Here is a 21,282-nt window from a genome sequence, read left to right as displayed (position 1 = left end):
TTCGGGGCTACTTTTACCCTCCCGATCCCCTTTCCATCCAGGAGTCGATCCATGAGCACTTATGACGTCGTGATACTGGGCGGTGGCCCCGGCGGTTACAACGCAGCGATCCGCGCTGGCCAATTGGGTTTGAAAGCGGCTTGCGTTGAAGGACGCGCCACCCTCGGCGGCACCTGTCTGAACGTCGGCTGCATGCCATCCAAGGCGTTGCTGCACGCCTCCGAACTTTACGACGCGGCCATGGGCGCGGAATTTGCCAACCTGGGCATTGAGGTCAAACCCACGCTTAATCTCGCCCAGATGATGAAACAGAAAGATGAAAGCGTGACCGGATTGACCAAGGGCATCGAGTTTCTCTTTCGCAAAAACAAGGTCGACTGGATCAAGGGCTGGGGCCACATCGACGGGCCGGGCAAAGTCACGGTGACGGATAACGCGGGCGGCAAGACCGAACTCAGTGCCAAGGACATCATCATCGCCACCGGTTCCGAGCCCACTCCCCTGCCCGGCGTGGATATCGATAACAAGCGCATCCTCGATTCCACCGGCGCACTTTCACTGACGCAAGTGCCCAAGCATCTGGTGGTGATCGGCGCCGGCGTGATCGGCCTGGAGCTGGGCTCGGTGTGGCGGCGTCTGGGCGCGCAGGTGACCGTGGTCGAATTCCTCGACCGGATCTGCCCCGGCGTGGATGGCGAAGCAGGCAAAACCCTGCAGCGCTCGTTGAGCAAGCAAGGCATCAGCTTCAAGCTGAGCTCCAAAGTCACCCGCGCCACAACGTCAGACAGCGGCGTGCAGCTCAGCGTCGAACCCGCCGCGGGTGGTACCGCCGAAACGATTGAAGCCGATTACGTACTGGTGGCTATCGGGCGCCGACCTTATACACAGGGTCTGGGACTGGAGAACGTCGGCCTCGCCACGGACAAACGCGGCATGCTCGCCAACAAGGGTCATCGCACCGAAGCCGCCGGGGTCTGGGTAATCGGCGACGTGACATCCGGACCGATGCTCGCACACAAGGCCGAAGACGAAGCCATGGCCTGCGTCGAGCAGATCGTCGGCAAGGCTGGCGAGGTCAATTACGAGCTGATTCCCAACGTGATCTACACCAAACCCGAACTGGCCAGCGTCGGCAGAACCGAAGAGCAACTCAAGGCTGAAGGCCGGGCGTACAAGGTCGGCAAATTCCCCTTCACCGCCAACAGCCGGGCGAAGATCAATCACGAAACCGAAGGCTTCGCCAAGGTCCTGGCCGATGAGCGCACCGATGAAATCCTCGGCGTGCACCTTGTGGGGCCTAGCGTCAGTGAAATGATCGGCGAGTATTGTGTGGCCATGGAGTTCAGCGCATCCGCCGAAGACATTGCCCTGACCTGCCATCCACACCCGACCCGTTCGGAGGCCTTGCGCCAGGCGGCGATGAATGTGGAGGGGATGGCGACGCAGATGTAAGGCTGAAGAATTGTCGTGATTGCTCTACCGCTTTCGCGAGCAGGCTCGCTCCCACAGCAGCTCAATGATGCCCTGCGGGAGCAAGCCTGCTTGCGAAGCAAGCGACTCGGTCTAGAGCGGCAAATGCTCAAGCGGCAACGCCCCCGGCGCCTTCACCGTATGAATCGCAAAATTGCTGCGGATATCGCTCACACCCGGCAACTTGAGCAAACGCCCCGTGAGAAACCGGTCATAACCCCGCAAGTCCGGCACCACCACCTGCAACAGAAAATCCGATTCCCCGGACACCAGAAACGCCGAAATCACCTCGGGCAACGCCGTTACGGCCAGGCGAAAGGCTTCGGCCTGTTCGTCGTTATGGCGCTCGACCTTCACCCCGACGAACACCGTTAAACCGAGTCCGACTTCATCGCGATCCAGATTGGCCTGATAGCCACGAATCACCCCGGCGTCTTCCAACATCCGCACCCGCCGCAAGCAGGGCGACGCGGACAGGCCGATCTCGTCAGCCAGCTGCACATTGCTCAGGCGACCGTCCCGTTGCAGCGCGGCGAGAATCTTGCGGTCGTAGGCATCGAGTTTCATGGTTTGGCAGATCCGGAGAATTCATCGGGCACTTAATGGCAGATTATGCCAACCCAAGCTGTTTTAGAAGCAAACTACGCAAGCACCTGCCCTGCCCCTTCGCCCTAGACTGGCCGTACCGAATCGACAACGAATGGGGTGCGACATGGCGGGACTCTGGCTGTTTTTCATGGCGCTGGCGGTGGTGTACCTGCTGCCTGGACCAGACATGATCCTGCTGTTGCAGACCGGCGCGCGTCAGGGCAAAGGCGCGGCATTGGCCACTGCCGTGGGATTGGCCATCGCCCGGGGTTGTCATGTGGCATTGGCGGCCCTCGGGCTGGCGGCACTGTTCAAGGCGGCGCCCTGGACCTTTGATGTTGTACGCCTGGCCGGTGCCGCGTACTTGTTGTGGATCGGCATTCAGTGCCTGCGCACGACGATGCTGCCGAACCTGAACGGCTCGAATGCAACCGGCGAAAAACCGCGTTATCGGGAAGCGATCCAGCGCGGTTTGCTGACCAACCTCCTCAACCCCAAAGCGTTGCTGTTCTGCTCGGTGCTGCTGCCGCAGTTCATTGATCCCCACGCAGGACCGGTGCTTGCGCAATTCGCCACCTTGGGTGTGGTGCTGGTGGCCGTCGGTTTACTGTTCGACAGCGCTTACGCCCTGGCCGGCGCCGCCCTGGGCCGATGGTTGCAACGCAGTCCATCAGCCCAACGCCTGCAGCAGTGGTTGTTCGGTAGCCTGTTGATCGGTTTCGCCGTGCGGCTGACGTTTGTTCAGCAGGCTTGAGCCTCACTGAACCTTGCGGCGGCGGCGATTGATCAGCATCAGCGCTGCTGCCGTAACGGCCAGCACACCGCCCACCTGCAGTGCTCTCTTGTACGGTCGCAGCGTTGACCGAGCCGCGTCGGTGACCTGGGTGACATAGCGTTTGTCGGCGTTCTGGAAGTCAGGATCCTGGCACTGATGGCCAAAATCACCGGCCCACACAACATACGGACCATTCTCGACGTAACGCCGATAGAACGCGCTTTGTTCTTGCAGACTTGTGCCCCAGTTCGACGCCCTGCACAGCACCGCTGCAAATGCCTGACTGCTGTGGGGTAAATGATTTGCAGCCTTGTTCGCCAAAGCGGTGGCGACAAAACGGTAATGGAAGCGTTCATCTGGCTGTGCGACTGTCGCTTGTTGTCGCTGGACCTCGCCCTCGGCGATTAGCGGTCCCACCTTGAGCTCAGAGGTTTCAAGACTGTAATTGCCCCCGAAGGTCGCATAATCCGGAGACATCTCGTAGCCCAACAACTCCATTCCGTCGTAACGGGCCACCTGCGCGGCATGGAAATAAGCGAATGCCCGTTTGGTCGGCCACCATTTCGATTCGGCATCGTCTCTCAACTGCCCGTACCAACGAGCCTTGTGTTGCAACTCGACACGGTCAAAATACGCAGGTGCTTCGTCATAGCGCTCTTCGCGCAATAATCGCCGCGCGAGCAAGTTGCGCAGTTTCGCCGCCACCGGCAACGGCACGTAGTTATCACGATCTTGCTGAGTCAGCGCCGGTGGCGCCGGTACCTGGGTATCGACGTATTGCTTGAGTTCATCAACGGTCAGCACCCGCTCGGCGACCGTCGCCGCATCCAACCAGTAGATCTCATTGCTGCGGTAAAGCTGATCGAACGCTTGCAGATAATCCCCGCGTTGCAAGGCAAGAATCGCGCTTTCACCTTCAACCCGACACTTGGGCTGCACTGATTCAAAAGCCCAGTCCGGAGTGCGCCGCTCGCCCCAGGATTCATTCTGTGGGAAGGCCTGGGCCGCTTTCGCATAGGCCGCAGCCGCCGCATTTTTATCGCCTTCGCGCACCGCCAGCTTGGCCCGCAGCCACCAGGCCAGGCCGCCATCACCGGCGTGTTCGAGGAATGCCTTGGCGCTGGCGTAATCGCCCTGTTGATAATTCACCGCTGCCAGGCGATCGGCATTGTCGAGACTGCCGCGGGTGCTGCCTTGAAGTAGCTTGATCAATTTTTGTTCGTTCGGCGGCTGATCACCGAATGACCAGCCCAGGCGACTGATCAACGATGCCGTGACCAATTGCTGCACTGGTTGTTGCTTGAGCAGTTCAGCCAGTTGCTCCTCAGGCATATTCGCCAGATCGGCCATCAACAATTTCAACGAGGTGTAGCCCACGGTCGAACCGTGGCGGTTTTGCGTGGCATAGAGTTCGATGGCGCTGTCCCAGTCGCCCACGGTACGCGCCACGCGAGCCTCTTCACCGAGGCTGGCGACACCCAGCTCCAGCGGATCACTGTAGCCGTCGATGCTCAGTTGCCGGGTTTGCTCGAACGCCGTTCTCGACTGCGCCAGCAGGTCCGAGCCTGCGCCCGCTTGCGAACTCATGGCGAACAACGCGCGGCCCAACGAATAGGCCGCCCAGGTACTGCGCAACGCCCGTTGATCAGACGGTAACGCGAGCACCTTCTGAAAATAATCCGCCGCCAAACCCTGGTCATCCGCAGCAAACGCCACGGCTCCAGCCAGATACAGCCTGAGTTCGGCAGGCAGACTCGCGCCTTGCGCCTCAACCTGGCGAGCATCGGTCAGACCACGCAGCTGCTTCACCAAAGCTTGTTGTTCGACGGTCAAACCGGTTTGCTCGGCTTGGCTGCGTTGTTCCGCGTAGTCGGTGGCGTCCATGCCATACGCAACTTCTGTGACGTCTTTCAATCCACCGATCGCCTGCCCAAGCCGATTGATCTCAAACCGGAAGTTGCCTTCCGGCAACTCCGCCAGCGACTGGCCACGGTTATCCAGCAGACGCATGGGAAAGTCAGGCCCGCACGCCAGTGCCGAGCCCAGTGGCAGGCTAAGGCTCAGGCACAGCAGATGGCGCGGCCAGTTATGGGTGAACATTCGACTCTCCTTGATCAATTTTTGCGCAGCGTGCCCAACCGATGGCGCGCTGCCCGCCGGCTGCTATCCGGCCGTCACGCAGGCGGGTGAAGGTAAGCAGATCCGGACCTTGTTGCAACGCATACCCGGCCAGCGCATCGGCCCCCTCGCAACCTTGCACCGCCAGTGTCAGACGCTCGGGCCAGGCGCTGTCAAGATTGCCCTCGTTGCGCACGCCGATGTCGTAGAGGCCCTGGTGCGCCGAGAGGCTCAGCGCCAGCCGACTGTCGAGGGCATCACCACGCGCCACGGCGCGCAGGGTGGTCAGGCTCCAGGCCCGACGGTCATTGGCCAGCGGCAGGCGAAACCAGATCAGGCCGGCCAGATGCGCCGGCGGGTCGGCGCGCAGTTCGGTGCCAAGCTGGCTCAATGGCTGCGGATCGGCCAGCAGCTCCCGGCGTTGGCCGTCCCGCTCGATGCTGACTTCACTCTCCACGATTGGCGTACCGCCGGCATCCGGCAACAGTGCCACGCCATACGCTGGCAGCGCCAGATAGAAGGGTTTGGCTGTAACGCGACTCCAGGCTTTCACCCACTGCCGTGCCTGATCCGGATCAAACAGTCCATGACGCGGATCGCTCACCGCATGTACCTGCAACACGCTGCTGTCGACTGTGGATAACAACGCTGGCAACTCGGGACTGTCGAGCCAGGCCGGCAGTGCGGTAATGCTCAGCGGCACAGAGGTCGGCAGCACAGCGCGCAAGTGCGTCAGGAATTCGCGATAGGCCGGCAGCCGAGCGTTACCCGCGTCGTGGTCGATTTCCACGCCGGCGAGCGTCAGGCCCTGTGCCTGCCAGTCACTGATCACCTGCTGAATCTGCGTCGTGACCTCGTCCCGGTTCAGCGACTTCAGCTGCCCATCGAGGCGAATCACGGCAATCAGCGGCCGGCCATCCGCCTTGAGCAGCGCCGGATCAATCCGCGCCCGACTCCAGCCCGCCTGGGGAAAGGCTTGCAACGCCAGCACTCGAAGGGTGGAGAAGTCTGCACGGCTGTCTCTCAGCGCCGCTTCATGGGCCGGCGTCCATTGCCTTTGCCAAACGTAAAGCTGCTGATCGAGTGGCGGTGCGTCTGGCCGTTCGCAACCATTGAGCAGCGCGAGCGTCGTCAGTACGAACATCCAGCGAGTGAGAAAAAACATGAAAGCGTCTGTCCCTGAAAATGCACAAAGGGCCGTCAACGGCCCTTTTTCGTTCTGCCCACTACCCTACTCAGCCATCGACCGCCGAGCAAATGTTCACCTCAGTTCATTCTTCACAGGTCCAGAACCAAAGGCTGCGAACCCTGAGCCGGAATCGCACAGCAAATCAGAACCTGCCCTTCATCCGGTACTTCCGCTGGCGGCTGTGGGTAATTCACCTGGCCACTGATCAGTCGCGTCTTGCAGGTACCGCAGGAGCCACCACGGCAACTGAATTCCGGGCGCAAGCCACGGCTTTCCGCCAACTCCAGCAGACTGCCGCCGTCGGGTTGCCAACGCGCCTCCTTGGCCGAACGCTGGAACACCACCGGCACCGAAGTGGTGGCCGCAGGCGGCTGCTCGATAACCACCGCATCGGGGTCCGGGCGCCGACGCAAGGTTGATGGGCCGAAGGTTTCCGCGTGAATCCGCGTATCACGAATATCCAGTTCCCGCAGGCTGTCGTACAGCCCTTGGGTAAAACTGCCGGGGCCGCACAGGACAAAATCCACCTGATCGTAGTCCTCGGCCTCAATCAGGGTTTTGATCAGTTCCACGTCGATCCGCCCAGCCAAATCGAAATCCTCGCCCTCCCGCGCCTCCGGCTCCGGTTGACTGAGCAGGCGCACCACCCTGACCGCGTCACCGGCTTCGTCGAGTAAGCGGTTCAGTTCAGGACGAAACACCTGATCGGCCAACGTGCGCGAACTCTGCAAGAACAAGGTCGGGCGTATACGGCGTGTACGCAACCCTTGATAAACCACCTCACGAAGCATCGACAGCAACGGCGTGATGCCGACCCCGGCGGCCAGCAATATCAGTGGCCGACGCTCATGGGGCGCCACGGTGAAATGCCCTTGGGGCGCGCGTGCCTCCAGCAGGTCGCCAACGCGAACCTGCTCATGAAGGTGCGAAGACACTCGCCCGTCACGCTTCACGCTGATGCGGAAAAAGTCATCAGACGGCGCACTCGACAGGCTGTACGTGCGGATATGCACGTCACCATCAATGTTGAATCGCAAAGGCAAATGCTGCCCGGCCTGAAATAGCGGCAGACCGGCGCCATCGGCTGGCTCCAGATAAATCGAACGGATGTTGTGGCTTTGCGCTTCGACCCGCACCACCCGCAGGGGCCGCCACTGATCGCCCAGGGCCTTTGCTTGCAGACGCGCCGCGGCTTGCGCCCAGGTGCCGGTGAGCAAACTGGTGGGCGATACGCCGTCGAAGCGCCAACGCAACGCCAGTGCAGCAGGACGACGAACTACATGTTCCACGTGGAACGTCCACAAACGTTCAGCACCTTGAAATGCCTCGACCTGCGGTCCTTCAAGGATGATTTCGGTGCGACCGCTCAGTTGCAGCAGATCACCCGAATTGAAATCGATGAACAGCAAACCGGCCCGGGGATTGACCAGCAGGTTGCCCAGCGTGTTGAAAAACAGATTGCCGGCGAAATCCGGAATGGTCAGCCGATTCCCTTCCACGTGTACGAAGCCGGCCTGTCCGCCGCGATGGGAAACGTCCACCGAACGCTCGCCATCGACGTCCACGTAACTGGCGACAAAGAAGGTGTCAGCCTCGGCAATCACGGCTTTGGTCGCGTCATCCAGTTCGTTGAGGTGCTGGGCGATACGCGTCGCCGGGTCCGCCAGCGGCACGGTACGAAACTGGCGCAATTGGATGTATTGCGGGCAATTGCCAAAGGACTGTTGCACCGTCACCCCGAAGCCGTCCGCTGACACGCCGCCAACACGTCCGTTGATGCGGTTGCGTCGCCGGGTGTGCAGCTCGATCCCCAGCAGACCGATGGCCGCCCCCTCACTCAATTGCGCGGGATCGTCAGCGGCCAGCAGGCTGCTGAATTGCAAAAGCCCGGGTTCGGGCGAGTGAGCGAAACCCGGCGCGCCTTCCAGCACACTGGCCCACGGATTGCCATCCGCATCGACTGCCCCATACAGCATGAACGGCAATTGCTGGTAGAAGGTGCGGTGCTGGTCGGGCATTTCGCTGCGAATCACCCTACGGCCCAACGTCTCCATTCGCTCGACAACGCCTACATGTGCCTGCAATTGTTGCTCGCCGGCATGCCACGGTGAACGGTCCATTACGGATTCTCCCCTGCACCCAAGGCGCAGCGTGAAAGGCCCGGAAAAGCCGGGCCACCAGCATCAGGCAGTTTTTTGCAGGCCAGCGACGGTGCGCGGCATGCCGACAAAACCGGGCAAGGCTTCGACCCGGGCCAGCCAGGTGCGAATGTTGGCGTAGTCGTCCAGCGACACATTGCCTTCCGGCGCGTGGGCGATGTAACTGTAGGCAGCCACGTCGGCAATCGTCGGCTCATTGCCGGCCAGATAAGCCGTGTTCGCCAGTTCGTGATCGATGACCTTGAGCACGGTGTGGGCGTAGGGGATCACTTCATCAGCTCTGTAAGGCGCACCGAACACCGTGATCAGCCTCGCCCGGGCCGGGCCGAATGCGATGGGACCCGCAGCGGCGGATAGCCAGCGCTGCACTTTTGCCGCGCCGACCGGATCGGTGGGCAGCCAGCGACCGTTGCCATACTTTTGCGCCAGATAAACCAGGATCGCGTTGGAATCGGCCAGCACCACACCCTGGTCATCCAGCACCGGCACCTGACCAAACGAATTGAGTGCCAGGAACTCCGGTTTTTTGTGTTCGCCCTTGGCCAGGTCCACCAGGATCAGCTCGGTCGGCAGTTGCAGCAGCGAGAGCATCAATTCCACACGGTGAGCGTGGCCGGAACGTGGGAAGTTGTAGAGTTTGATGGCTTGCATGGTCGACTCCGTGGGGTGAGTGGCGCTGTTCGGGAACGAGCAGCACCGATGGCAGCCATCTTCTACCAGTCATCAAAACAACAGAATAATCAGTAAACGCAATCCATTATTTCAGCTAGTGAAATTATCCATGCAATGCAGGATGCGTTCTGAGGCCATCCACCACGAAGTCGACAAAACTGCGCACCCGGGCCGGCGCCTTGCGACCGCCTTGATAGACCACATGGATAGGCAGTGGCGGCATTTCAAAATCCGCCAGAATAATTTCCAACTCCCCGGCTGCAATCTTGCTTGCCACCTGATATGACAGAATCCGAGTACACCCAAGTCCCAAGGCCGCCGCAGTAATGGCGGCCTGATTCGCCGTCACCACCAGACGCGGTTCGGCCCGAATGCTCAGCGGCTCGCCTTGCTCAAGAAATGGCCAGTTTCTTGATTGACCAATGGCGGATGTCGCAATGATTGGCGTATGCGCTAGTTCCTGCGGGTGCATTGGTCGCCCATGGCTGGTCAGAAACTGCGGCGAGGCGACGATTACCCGTCGAACCTCCCCTACCCGAATCGCATGCTGATTGCTGTCGGGCAGCTCTCCAATGCGTACCGCAACATCGATCCCCTCCTCGACCACACTGACCACACGATCAACCAGCAGCGCATTAATCGACACCTCTGGGAATTGCGTCAGAAAACTCACCATCAGTGGTGTGACGAACAGCTCCCCAAACAAAACCGGCGCAGTTATCGTCAATTGCCCACGTGGTTGGGCATGACTTCCTGCTGCCGAATCCTCGGCTTCCTGCACTTCGGCGAGAATTCTGCGACAGTCCTCCAGATACCGCTGACCCGCCTCGCTCAAATGCACGCTGCGCGTCGTACGCGTGAGCAACTGCGTGCCGATGCGCTTCTCCAGCGCCGCCACCGCCCGGGTGACGCTGGCCGCCGACATGCCCAAACGCCGCGCCGCTACCGAAAACCCTTGCTCCTGGGCAACGGCAGTGAAGACCTGCATTTCCTGGAAGCGGTCCATGGGCATGTCCTCGATTGAGATAAAAAAATCGCAACCGGAGGCTGCGATTTTCATGGTGATTCAAAACCGGGATTTTTGACAACCTGGCATTTTTCAAACCTCCAACGGATGAGCGAGTTCGGCCGAGCGATGCGCACTCGCCGTCAGCGCCTTCTCCACCAGTGATTCGAAGCCACCGACTTGAAACACCTTGATCGCAGCCTCGGTCGTCCCTCCGGGCGAGGTCACCCGACGGCGCAGCTCGCCGGCCTCGACCTCACTGCCCAGCGCCATGCGAGCCGCCCCGAGCGCGGTCTGCAGGGTCAGCTGCACGGCAGTTTCCCGTGGCAATCCGAGTTTCTCGCCGGCAGCGGTCATGGTTTCGATCAACAGGAAAAAATACGCCGGCCCGCTCCCGGACACCGCCGTCACCGCATCGAGCTGCTGTTCCTGATCCAGCCACAGTGCCAGGCCGACAGCCGATAACAATCCCTCGGCCCACGTCCGCTGTTCGGCACTGACACGGGCATTGGCATACAGCCCGCTGACACCCTGGCGCACCATTGCCGGGGTATTCGGCATGCAGCGCACGATGGCCACCTCACCCAGCCACTTCGCCAGGCTGATGCTCGTGATGCCGGCAGCGATCGACACCACCAATTGCCGAGGCAGCAGGTGCGGGCGCAATGCTTCACAGACCGATTTCACGGCTTGCGGCTTGACCGCCAGCACCACCACATCGGCGCCTTCGACGACGAGATGGTTATCGGCGAAGGTTTGAATGCCGTGTTCGGCATGGATCCGCGCACGTTGTTCCGCGCGAGGGCAACTTGCGCGAATCAATAAAGCATCCAACCCCTTGGCGCGTAATCCGCCGATCAGGCTGCCAGCCATGTTGCCCGCACCGACGAAGGCAATTCGAGTATTGCTCATGAGCCTTCCATCAACGCAGCTGATTGAAGACGCGCTCGATGCGGGTCAGGCCCCATCCAAGCTCGTCGAGCGTGATTGAAAGTGGAGGCGCCACACGCAGGACATTTTCGTGGGTTTCACGGGTCATCACCCCTTCCTCCAACAGTGCCTCACAGTAAGGTTTCGCCGGGCGATCCAACTCGATCCCCACCCACAATCCGCGACCACGCACTTCTCTAATCGCAGGATCATTGAAGCCTTGCAGTCGGGCCTTCAAGTGCTCGCCCAGGCGCGCACTGTTTTCAATCAGCCCCTCTTCATCCAAAACCTTCAGGGCTTCAAGACCAATGGCCGCAGCCAGCGGATTGCCACCGAACGTCGAACCGTGGCTGCCGGGATCAAACTGATCGAGGATCTCCCGCCCGGCTACAAATGCCGACACCGGCATGATCCCGCCACCCAAAGCCTTACCGAGAATCAAGGCGTCAGGACGAATCTCTTCGTGTTCGAAGGCGAACCATTTCCCGGTGCGTCCAAGCCCGGATTGAATCTCGTCGAGGATCAGCAAGGTATTGGTCTCGTCACACAGCTTGCGCAATTCGCGCAGGAAGCCTGCCGGAGGAACACGGATACCCGCCTCGCCCTGAATCGGCTCGATCAGCACCGCACAGGTGTGCTCGTTGATGGCCTCGCGAAAACTGGCGATGTCGCCAAAACGTGCCTGTTTGAAGCCGTCGCAAAACGGACCAAAGTCAGCCTTGTAGGAAGGTTCGGAAGAGAAGCCGACAATGGTGGACGTACGCCCGTGGAAATTGTTGTCCGCGACGACGATTTCAGCGCGGTTCGCCTCAATCCCCTTCACCCGATAACCCCAACGCCGTGCGGCCTTGATCGCCGTCTCGACGGCCTCGGCACCACTGTTCATCGGCAATGCGCCAGCAAACCCGGTGACCCGGCAAAGTGCTTCCAGAAAGGCACCCAGCGGCTGGCTGTAGAAAGCCCGGGACACCACACTGATCTTGTCGATCTGAGCCACCGCCGCCTGGCGAATCCGTGGATGAACATGGCCGTGGCTGACCGCGGAATACGCCGACATCATGTCCAGGTAGCGCTTACCCGCTTCATCGGTTGCCCACACCCCTTCCCCTTTGACCAGCACCACAGGCAGTGGTGAATAGTTATGAGCGCAGAAGCGGTTTTCCAGCTCGATCGTATCTACAGAGTTCATCATCAACTTCCTGAAACATTGAATTCGGAGGCAGTGCCCTCAGGCACCCAGAAGCTTGCCGGTGCGGATCGGCACCGGGCCGGAAACCCGTCCCAGCGGATCACCGGGTCTGACGTAGCGGATTTCACGGCGCATGTAGAGCACACCGCTGTTGTGGCTGCTGAGCGTGGTGGTTTCGCCCGTCGTGGGGTCGACAATGTCGAACAGCGCCTGGCCTGCCTCGACATGGCTGCCGACCGGGACGCGATGTACGAGAATGCCGGCGGAGCGGGCATAGAACTGCTCACTGCCGGACAGCGGTGTGGCCGGATTGAGTAACGGTGGCTGCGGCGATGGAATGCCCTCGATGGCACCGCGATGGATCAAGTACTCGATAATCGCGGCGGCGTCCTGTTCGGCCACTTCATAGGACACGTCGCGCTGCCCACGGTGCTCGATCGTCACCGCAACCGTACCGTTGGGTATCGGGAACGCTTCACCGAACCGGGCTTGCAGGTTTGTCCACAGCAGGCACAGCGCTTCATCGAAGGAGTAACCTTGCGAGTCATTGGCCAGCAACGACACCTGTGCGCCCAGGTATCGCGAGAGCGGCTCGACTTCGCTCCAGATCTCTTCGCCGGTGTACAGATGCATGGCCGCTTCGCGGGAACAATGCAGATCGAGTACCACGTCTGCGTCGTGGGCCAGCAACATCAAGGTGCGTTGCAATGACGCGTATTCATCCACAGGGTCCCAGGCCGTGAGGCACTCGCTCCACGCCGAACGGATCAGCGCGCGATTGCTCTGGATGTCCTGACTGAGTCCACCCTCGATTTTTTGTGCAATCTCTTGGTGGTAAACCGGGAAACTGCGGTTGTAGTTACGACCACTGCCCAACTCGAAACGTCCGCTCAAGGCGCCCATGACGTACTGGCTCAAGCCCGCCGGATTGGCCACGGCCACCAGAACGATTTCGTCCTTCAGGCGGTTGGCCTTTTCCAGGGCGACCAGGTGTCGACGCAGCATCGTCGCCACCAGCATGGCGGGAATTTCATCCGCGTGCAGAGCCGCCTGGATGTAGATCTTGCGGCCCTGTCCGGTCGGTCCGTAATGCTCGCTGTCGATGTGCCTGCGGCTGCCATGTGTCGCCTGAAGCAATACGTGTTCGCGATGTTCCATAGGGTAAAACTCTCGAATTCAAAGTAGGACGGCCACTGGGTGAATCATAAAGAGAGGCTCTGGACCGCCATAAGGGCGGTCCCGGCTATCCCGATCGGGTAAATCGATCAGGCGAAGAAAATTCGTTCATCACTGCCGTCAGCCGGGTTTGAAACCCTGCTGACGGCGTCCCCCGCAACGACTACCAGAGCGCCAGGGTGTAACCGATGATGAGGCGGTTTTCGTTGGTGTCGTTGTAGTAATTGCCTTTGTTTTGCGCGTTGCGCCAGCGCACCGAGACACCTTTCAAGGGCCCGCTCTGAAGCGCGTAAGTGATATCGAAATCGCGTTCCCACTCGCGGCCTTCGCCGTCGAAGCCGATGATTTCGGCCTGGTCGCCTTTGGCGTAGCGCGTGGAGAAGGTCAGTCCCGGCACACCCAGCGCAGCGAAGTCGTAGTCATAGCGCGCATGCCAGGCGCGCTCATTGGTTTGCGAAAAGTTACCCAACTGGTATTCGGTGAAGAGGTACGTGACCGAGCCATCGACATAGGTAAACGGCGTGCTGCCCATTTGCTTCTGATAGCCGCCGCCGATGCTGTGTCCATTCCAGTTCCAGGTCAGTCGCGTACTCAGGGCACGGTTGTCGACCTTGCCGGCCAGCCCGGACCCGTCCTTATCGGCATCGAAATAACGAATGTCGGTTTTCAGCGTGCCTGCACCGAGGGCGAAGCTGTTTTTCAAGCCGACATACTGCTGGCCATAGAGGTTTTCCAGCTGCGCGTAGTGATAGCTCAGAACAGTATTGGGCGTGAGCTTGTAGTCGCCGCCAGCGAAACGAAACTGATCGCTGGCCGCCGTACTTTTGTAGGCTTTGTTCTGCGCTGTCAGACGCATGTCTTCGTAGTCGGTCGAATCACGGTCCTTGGCCTGATCGAGCTGACCCAGGCTCAGCGTCAGATCCTTGATGTCACTGGAAATGAGTTGAGCGCCACTGAACGACTGTGGGAACAGTCGACTGGTGTTGGGCTGCAGCGTCGGCAAATTCGGCACCAGATAGCCGACACGCAGCTCACTCTTGGCCAGACGCGCCTTGCCGGTCACACCCAGCTTGGAATACTCATCGTAGGCGCGCTTGTCGCTGCCGCGGTTCAGCAGGCCCGTACCGGAACGATCGGGGCTGGAGTCGAGCTTGATCCCCAGCATGCCAACGGTGTCCACACCAAAACCCACGACGCCCTCGGTGAAGCCGGACTTCACGTCCAGGGTAAAACCCTGGGCCCACTCTTCGCGCTTGGACTGCGTCGACTCTTCGCGGTAATCACGGTTGAAGTAATAGTTCTTTGTGTCCAGCGTTGCACTGCTGTCCTTGAAGAACTCCGCCTGGGCCATGCCCGGAATGCAGCCCGTGCCGACGACGCTCAGGCCGGTCATTAATTGAGTCAGGGATTTTTTTTTCATGTTGTTGGCTCCTGGCAGATCAATGGTTGAGGGAATGTTTTTTTGTTTTTTTCAGGCATGGCTTCGCCGTTCGCGCAAATCATCGATTTGCGCGTCGGTGTCGCTTTTGTCTGGTTAGTTCACGGCTTGAATCACTGCGGGGACGGGGCTGGGTCGTATGCGATAACCACCGCCTTCAAGTTTTTCCAGCGGGCTGGCCGCGGCCAACAGCTTTTGGGTGTAAGGGTGTTGCGGACGATCAAAGATCTCATCGCGCGCGCCCATCTCGACCACCTTGCCCTGGCTCATGACCGCGACGCGATGGGCAATACGCTCCACGGCCGCCAGGTCATGGGAGATGAACAGACAGGCAAAGCCGTATTGCGCCTGCAAGCGCTCGAACAACTCGAGAATCTGTTTCTGGATGGTCATGTCCAGTGCCGAAATCGGTTCGTCGGCGATCACCAGGCGTGGATGACGCACCAGCGCACGACCGATGGCGACACGTTGGCGCTGACCACCCGACAGTTGATGCGGGAAGCGGTCGACAAAATGATCCGCCAGACCAACGTCGATCAAGGTTTTGCGCACACGCTCACGCCGTTGTTCCGCGTTCAGACTGTGCTCGTGACGCAGCGGCTCGGCGAGGATTTCGCCGATTTTCATCCGTGGATCGAGTGACGAAAAAGGGTCCTGGAAAATCATCTGGCACTGCAGACGATGCTCACGGTTGCCCGCCTTGAGGATGTCGACGCCCTCGAAGCGAATCGCCCCTTCACATGGATTGACCAAGCCGACCACCGCACGGCCGAGGGTGGTCTTGCCCGAACCGCTGCCACCGACCAGGGCCAGGGTTTCTCCCGGCGCGATACTCAGGCTGGCCGAATGCACGACGCGTTTGTATTGGCTTCGCCCCCAGAAACTGCGAGGTCCCGGGTGTTCGATGCAGACGCCTTCGACCTCCAGCAGCGGACGCTCGCTCGGCGGCAACGGCACCAGATCGCCGCGCCGGGGCAAGGCTTCCAGCAACTGCCGGGTGTACTCGGCCTCGGGCGCCAGCAAAATGCGTTCGATACTGCCCTGCTCCACGGCTCGACCATCGCGCATGACCACCACTTTGTGGGCATAACGCGCCACCAGCGACAGGTCATGGCTGATGAACAGGATGGCCGTACCCTCTTCCCGGGTCAGGTCCAGCATCAACTTGAGAACATCCAATTGCGCCAGGCAATCGAGCGCGGTGGTCGGCTCGTCGGCAATCAACAAGGCCGGTCGCAGCAACATCACCGACGCCAACATGATGCGCTGGCGCATGCCGCCGGAGAATTCGTGGGGATAAGCGGCGAGACAACGCTCGGCATCGGCGATGCCGATGTGGCCCAGCATCTTCAGGGAGCGCTGGCGGATTTCTTCTTCGCTCAGGTCGGTATGCAGGCGCAAGCCTTCGGCCATCTGCTGGCCGATGGTCAGCGACGGGTTCAGGGAAACCATCGGTTCCTGGAACACCATGCCGATTTTAGCCCCACGGATCTGCCGCAGCGCTTCGGGTGTCAACGCATTGAGATCGCGTCCCTGAAAACGCACCGCGCCACCACACTGCTCCAGCGGCGGCGGCAGCAGACCGATGGCCGCGCGTGCCGCCATGGTCTTGCCACTGCCGGACTCGCCGACCAGTGCAACGATTTCACCGGGGGCGATGGTGAAGCTCAGGTCGTCGACCGCCAACGCGCCTTCCGGACCGACCCGAATCTTCAGGTTTTCTACTGCCAACAAAATATCGGATGCCGCCATGATCACTTCCTCATCCGCGGGTCGAGACGATCGCGCAGCGCATCGCCAGAAAGGTTGAAGGCCAGCAACGACAGGGCAATCAAAACGCCGGGGAACATCCCGAGCCAGCTGGCGGTGGCGATGTAGGGGCGGCTCGCCGCGAGCATGTTGCCCCACGTGGCGGCGGGTGGCGGTACGCCCAGGCCGAGGAAACTCAAGGAGCTTTCAGCGAGAATCGCCCAGCCGAACATGCTGGTGGCCAGCACGCAGATCGGTGCCACGCAATTGGGCGCAATGTGACGCAGCATGGTGTACAGCTCGGAGTTGCCGATCACGCGGGAGGCTTCGACGAACTCTTTTTCACGCAACGACAGCACGGTGCCGCGCACCACGCGAACCACCGATGGCGTATACGCCAGGCTGAGTGCCAGGACGATGCCGTACAGGCTCGGACCCATGATCGCCATCAATCCCAATGCCAGCAGGATGCCGGGGAATGCCAGCAGGGCGTCGTTGATCATCATCAGAACCCGGTCGACCCAGCCGCGCATGAACCCCGCCAGCAACCCCAGGAAAGTGCCGGCGATAACCGCCAGACTGACCGTCAACCAACTGATCCAGAGACTGGTGTGCGCACCGATCATCAAGCGGCTGAGTACGTCACGACCATACTCATCGGTCCCCAGCCAGTGCTGCATCGAGGGCGCCTGCAAGCGAGCCATCAGGTTCAACGCCAAGGGATCGGACGGTGTCCACACCAGGCCCACCAGTGCCATGGCCAGCAACAGAACGAGCAACCCGCCACCGATCAAACCATTCAATGGCAACCGGCCTCGCGAACGCCGGCGCGGTACAGTCACCGGCGGCACGGGAACGGTGTAGGGAGGAGGAGAAACAGGCTTGTTCATAGCTTGACCCTGGGATCGAAGAGCGGATAAAGAAGATCGACCAGCAAGTTGACGAGCACGTAGACGAAGGTCACCAGCAGCAGGCAGCCCTGCAATACCGGGTAGTCCCGTGCATAAATCGAATCGACCATCAGGCGGCCGAGGCCCGGCAGGGTAAACACGGTTTCCAGGACCGCAATGCCGCCGAGCAGGTTGCCGAGAATCAGACCGATCAGCGTCAACGTCGGAGCGAAGGCATTACGCAGTGCGTGCCGCCACAACACCGCCCGCTCGGAAAGGCCCTTGGCCCGGGCGTGGGTGATGTACTCCAGGCGCAGCACTTCGACAGCGCTGGCGCGTGCCATGCGGGTGATGGCGCCGAGTTCGACCAGGGTCAACGTGACGATGGGCAAAACGATGTAGCTGAGTGCCTGCCACGGGTCCTCATTGAAAGCGACATACCCCACCACCGGCAGCCAGCCCAGCTTGATACCGAAGCCGTACAACAGCAAAAGTCCCAACCAGAAACTCGGTATCGACAGCAGCAATGTCGCACCAGCCACCACACCGAAATCCATCCCGCTGTTCTGTTTCCACGCCGCCAACAGGCCCAATGGCACAGCGATCAACGCAGCGAACAGCACCGACACCAGAACGATGCTGGCGCTCACGCTGAAGCGGTCCAGGAGTAACGGCAGCACGGCCTGATTGGTGGTGATCGAGAAGCCCAGATCACCGCTGAGCACAGCCTTGAGCCAGATCACGAACTGCATAACCAATGGCTGATCCAGACCCAACGCTTCGCGGGTCGCGGCCAGGCTCTGGGCGTCGGCCATGTCGCCGAGCATCAGCAGCGCCGGATCACCCGGCACCATCCGGATGATGGCAAACACCATCAACGAGATCAGCAGCAGCGTCGGCAATGACATGGCCAGCCGCTGCACAATGAAACGCATCATGATCAGGGTCTCCCGGCTTGCAGATCAACGGTCCACAGACGTGGCTTGGAGACTGGCCACGGACGAAGCCCCTGCACGTAATCACGGTGCGCCGAGATCGAGTTGCCGTTGTACATCACGATCAGCGGCACATCCTTGATCATCTGTTGATGCAATTTATCGAACAGCACCTGACGCTTGGCCGGATCGGATTCACGCATGGCTTCCGACAGCCATTCCCGGGCCTGCGGGTTGTCCCAGACCTTGCGCGGCTCCTTGTCTTTGTCGCCGGTGACTGAATCGAAACTCAATGCCGGGTCCAGTCGTTCGGAGTAAGGAAACGCCATCATCTGGTAGTTACCGGTCTGATAGCGCTCCAGCTGAGTCCCCCACTCCAGGGTTTCCAGCACCAGATTGATGCCGCTTTCCTTGGCCATGGCTTGCGTGAACACGCCCATGTCGAAGATCGAAGGGTAGCGTTTGTTCACCAGGAGTTTGATCGGCTGGCCTTTATAACCGGCCTCGGCGAGCAGACGACGGGCCTTGACCGGGTCATAGCCATAACCCTTGTCTTCAACCGCCTGATGATATTTGCTGCCCACTGCAACCATCGAGGCGTTGGCCTTGGAGCGGTTGTCGGTCAAGGCAGCGACGATTTGCGAGGTGTCCAGCGAGTAGGCAATTGCCTCGCGCAAGCGCACATCCTGCAAAAGTGGGTCACGGGTCTGGAACAACAGGGCACTGATCGACATGGTGCCACTGGACGAAACCTTCACCTTCGGGATCGCTGCCAATTCGTTGGCATCCAGCGGTGTGACATCCACCAGCATGTCGACGTTTTTCGACAGCAACGCCGCCTTGGCGGCCGCCGGGTCCGGGATGATCATGAGTTTGATGCGATCAAGCGTCGTCGATTTGTTGCCGGTGTAGCCATCGGGAGCGGCTTCTGCGCGCGGTGTGTAATCCGCGAAGCGCAGCAGCTCGATCGACTGTGCGGCCTTCCATTCGCCCAGCTTAAACGGCCCGGTGCCGATCGGGGCTTTCCAGGCGCCATCCACCACAGAATCAGGGTGCACGATGCCGCTGCCACCGCATTCCGGCAGCGCCGTGCTGGCCAGGAAAAGTCCGCTGGGCTTATCGAGCGTGAACACCACAGTCAGCGGATCCGGGGCCGAGATATCGACCACTTTGGTCCCACCGCTGCCATCAAACGCGCCCAGACAACGCCATTGGGTTTTCGGATCAAGATAACGACGCCAGCTCCACAGCACTTCAGCGGATGTCAGAGACGCGCCATTCTGAAACTTCACACCGTCGCGAAGGTGGAAGGTGTAGCGCAGGCCATCTTCGGAAACCTGCACTTCCTTGGCCAGCAGCGGACCGACGCTGGCGTCCTCGCGAAAAGCCACCAGTCCTTCGGTCAAATGCAGGATCACCGCATCCGAGTTGGTGTCACGGTTAACACCCGGCTCAGTGCTGCGAATGTCTGCGTTCAAGGCCACGGTCAGGGTGTTGTCCGCCCAGGCGTGGGCGGTCATGACGGCCGAGAGGCCGCCGGCCAGAAGAAAAGCTTTGTTCATATCAAGAACCTTTAGCTGTCGGCCCGGACGTTGGCAGGACCTCAAGACGAAGGCACGGCCGGGCACATGATGATTTTTCTTGTTTTACAGCTCCGCCGGGCACACGCCTGAGGGAGGTTTTACATCCGATGTCATTGTTGTTTTGGGTTTGTGTTTTGGGATTGATTGCCGCGAAGCGATGAACCGGTCCGAAGTGATCCAAGGTGATGGGGCCGATCTTAGGGGGGTGGCAAGCGCATTGAGAAGAACGTATGGGATGATCATGTTCGGTATTTCCGCTCACCCCACTGACCATTCATCGCCAATGCGAATCAACGGCCCGCCAACCGGGGGTTTGCGCGGTATTGCCTAACTTTCATAAATCACTTTGTCCGATCATGATCACTTGAATCGATAGCATTTACGGGCATTTGTTCGGATAAGCTTCGGTCAAATCGATCATGCCTTGCCGTGTTCCCTGAGGTTACCTCCCATGACGCTGGTTCATCTTCGTGCCTTTTGCTCGGTCGTCGAGAAAGGCAGCTTTCGTTCGGCGGCCCGGCAATTGGGTGTTGCGCAGAGTACCCTGACCCAATCGATCCAAAGCCTCGAAAAAGAGTTGGGCGTCGTCCTGCTGGCGCGCTCCAACCAGGGCATCAACCTGACGCCAGCGGGCGAAAGTTTTCTGACCCGGGCGCGTTCGATCACCATGGATTGCGATCGTGCGTTGCAAGACATCCAGCAATGGAAGGGCGAACCCGAAGGGCAAATCGCACTGGGTGTCACCGCAGAACCCCTGGCCGAACTGCTGATGCCGGTTTTCAGCAGCTTCACGCGCAAATTCCCCAAGGTGCAGGTTCACGTCGCCAGCGGCTCGACAAAGATGTTGATCGAGAAGATTCGCGATGGCCGACTCGACTTCGTCATGTGCCCCCTGGCGCCCAACGTCACCGACATCGACCTGAACATCGAGCGGCTCTACAGCTCCGATGCCAGCATCATCGCACGCAAAGGGCATCCACAAGCACACGCCCGTTCAGTGCGCGAGTTGACTGACTGTCAATGGATCAGCGTAAGGCCCGCCGGCGTGGTGGGCGGTGCAGAGAACCGGTTGATCGAGTTGTTCAGGGCTCAAGGACTGGCACCGCCGAAGATCGCGATCACGGCCGACTCATTGCTGGAAATCCTGCACATCGTGTCAGAGTCAGACTACCTGACCATCGAACCGCGCATGCTGCCCGGCATGAAGCTGTTCTCCTCGTCATTGATCACTATCCCGATCCGGGAACCGCTGGCTTCGCGCGATGTGTGCCTGATCAGCCGTCGATCTTCACCGTTCACCCAGGTCACGCAGGAATTGACCAGTATGCTGATTTCCTACTCGCGCCTGGTCCATCGACCCAAAGGCTGAGACCACGTTTCCCCCTTCGATCACTTCCGTTCACGTCACAAGAGAC

At 60.2% G+C, this 21,282-nt stretch carries 17 protein-coding genes; 3 read left to right on the top strand and 14 right to left on the bottom strand.

Annotation, left to right across the window (positions count from 1 at the left end):
• The first annotated feature begins 51 nt into the window (after window positions 1-51).
• A complete protein-coding gene (lpdA, locus tag CKW21_RS14065) occupies window positions 52-1,452 on the top strand; it encodes a dihydrolipoyl dehydrogenase (RefSeq protein WP_095194560.1) in 1,401 nt (466 codons plus the stop codon).
• Window positions 1,453-1,563: 111 nt separating this feature from the next.
• On the opposite strand, the gene CKW21_RS14060 is transcribed toward lpdA, so the two are convergent.
• Window positions 1,564-2,037 (bottom strand): Lrp/AsnC family transcriptional regulator, encoded by a 474-nt coding sequence (locus tag CKW21_RS14060; RefSeq protein WP_095194559.1) that lies wholly within the window; start codon window positions 2,035-2,037, stop codon window positions 1,564-1,566.
• 145 nt (window positions 2,038-2,182) lie between these two features.
• Here CKW21_RS14060 and CKW21_RS14055 point away from each other — a divergent pair, with 145 nt between their 5' ends.
• Window positions 2,183-2,812, top strand: coding sequence for a LysE family translocator (locus tag CKW21_RS14055; RefSeq protein WP_095194558.1), 630 nt, complete (start codon window positions 2,183-2,185; stop codon window positions 2,810-2,812).
• A 3-nt stretch (window positions 2,813-2,815) separates the two neighbouring features.
• Here the strand turns inward: CKW21_RS14055 and CKW21_RS14050 are convergent, their stop codons facing one another.
• The 13 genes from CKW21_RS14050 to CKW21_RS13990 form a co-directional block, all read right to left on the bottom strand.
• Window positions 2,816-4,933: a hypothetical protein gene (locus CKW21_RS14050; protein ID WP_095194557.1), complete on the bottom strand. Its 2,118-nt coding sequence runs from the start codon at window positions 4,931-4,933 to the stop codon at window positions 2,816-2,818.
• Window positions 4,920-6,116: a DUF3142 domain-containing protein gene (locus tag CKW21_RS14045; RefSeq protein ID WP_095194556.1), complete on the bottom strand. Its 1,197-nt coding sequence runs from the start codon at window positions 6,114-6,116 to the stop codon at window positions 4,920-4,922. Before CKW21_RS14045 ends, CKW21_RS14050 begins: the two co-directional genes overlap by 14 nt.
• Window positions 6,117-6,229: 113 nt before the next feature.
• Window positions 6,230-8,260, bottom strand: a complete 2,031-nt coding sequence (locus tag CKW21_RS14040) for a pyridoxamine 5'-phosphate oxidase family protein (RefSeq protein ID WP_095194555.1) — start codon at window positions 8,258-8,260, stop codon at window positions 6,230-6,232.
• 63 nt (window positions 8,261-8,323) lie between these two features.
• Complete coding sequence (locus tag CKW21_RS14035) at window positions 8,324-8,950, bottom strand: glutathione S-transferase family protein (protein WP_095194554.1); 627 nt, start codon at window positions 8,948-8,950, stop codon at window positions 8,324-8,326.
• Window positions 8,951-9,074: 124 nt separating this feature from the next.
• A complete protein-coding gene (locus CKW21_RS14030) occupies window positions 9,075-9,977 on the bottom strand; it encodes a LysR family transcriptional regulator (RefSeq protein ID WP_095194653.1) in 903 nt (300 codons plus the stop codon).
• A 93-nt stretch (window positions 9,978-10,070) separates the two neighbouring features.
• Window positions 10,071-10,889, bottom strand: coding sequence for a pyrroline-5-carboxylate reductase (gene proC / locus CKW21_RS14025; RefSeq protein WP_095194553.1), 819 nt, complete (start codon window positions 10,887-10,889; stop codon window positions 10,071-10,073).
• Between the two features lie 10 nt (window positions 10,890-10,899).
• The gene (gene rocD / locus CKW21_RS14020) at window positions 10,900-12,096 is read right to left on the bottom strand and encodes an ornithine--oxo-acid transaminase (RefSeq protein WP_095194552.1); all 1,197 of its coding nucleotides are present in this window, start codon (window positions 12,094-12,096) and stop codon (window positions 10,900-10,902) included.
• A 39-nt stretch (window positions 12,097-12,135) separates the two neighbouring features.
• On the bottom strand, window positions 12,136-13,254 hold the full coding sequence (locus tag CKW21_RS14015) for a succinylglutamate desuccinylase/aspartoacylase family protein (protein WP_095194551.1): 1,119 nt from the start codon (window positions 13,252-13,254) through the stop codon (window positions 12,136-12,138).
• Window positions 13,255-13,435: 181 nt separating this feature from the next.
• On the bottom strand, window positions 13,436-14,692 hold the full coding sequence (locus tag CKW21_RS14010) for an OprD family porin (RefSeq protein ID WP_095194550.1): 1,257 nt from the start codon (window positions 14,690-14,692) through the stop codon (window positions 13,436-13,438).
• A 114-nt stretch (window positions 14,693-14,806) separates the two neighbouring features.
• Window positions 14,807-16,462 (bottom strand): ABC transporter ATP-binding protein, encoded by a 1,656-nt coding sequence (locus CKW21_RS14005; RefSeq protein WP_095194549.1) that lies wholly within the window; start codon window positions 16,460-16,462, stop codon window positions 14,807-14,809.
• 2 nt (window positions 16,463-16,464) lie between these two features.
• Window positions 16,465-17,349 carry an ABC transporter permease gene (locus CKW21_RS14000; protein ID WP_095194548.1) on the bottom strand — a complete coding sequence of 295 codons (885 nt, stop codon included), beginning with the start codon at window positions 17,347-17,349 and terminating at the stop codon, window positions 16,465-16,467.
• A complete protein-coding gene (locus tag CKW21_RS13995; RefSeq protein ID WP_095194547.1) occupies window positions 17,346-18,287 on the bottom strand; it encodes an ABC transporter permease in 942 nt (313 codons plus the stop codon). The genes CKW21_RS14000 and CKW21_RS13995 overlap by 4 nt, the downstream gene beginning before the upstream one ends.
• 2 nt (window positions 18,288-18,289) lie before the next feature.
• On the bottom strand, window positions 18,290-19,846 hold the full coding sequence (locus CKW21_RS13990; RefSeq protein ID WP_095194546.1) for an ABC transporter substrate-binding protein: 1,557 nt from the start codon (window positions 19,844-19,846) through the stop codon (window positions 18,290-18,292).
• 472 nt (window positions 19,847-20,318) lie between these two features.
• Between CKW21_RS13990 and CKW21_RS13985 the strand changes: the two genes are divergently transcribed.
• Window positions 20,319-21,236 (top strand): LysR substrate-binding domain-containing protein, encoded by a 918-nt coding sequence (locus tag CKW21_RS13985; protein WP_095194545.1) that lies wholly within the window; start codon window positions 20,319-20,321, stop codon window positions 21,234-21,236.
• Window positions 21,237-21,282: the final 46 nt, after the last annotated feature.

It is taken from the genome of Pseudomonas sp. Irchel 3A7, from assembly GCF_900187565.1.
In the GTDB taxonomy this organism is placed as follows: Bacteria; Pseudomonadota; Gammaproteobacteria; order Pseudomonadales; family Pseudomonadaceae; genus Aquipseudomonas.
This window is presented reverse-complemented; position numbering and strand designations above follow the sequence as displayed.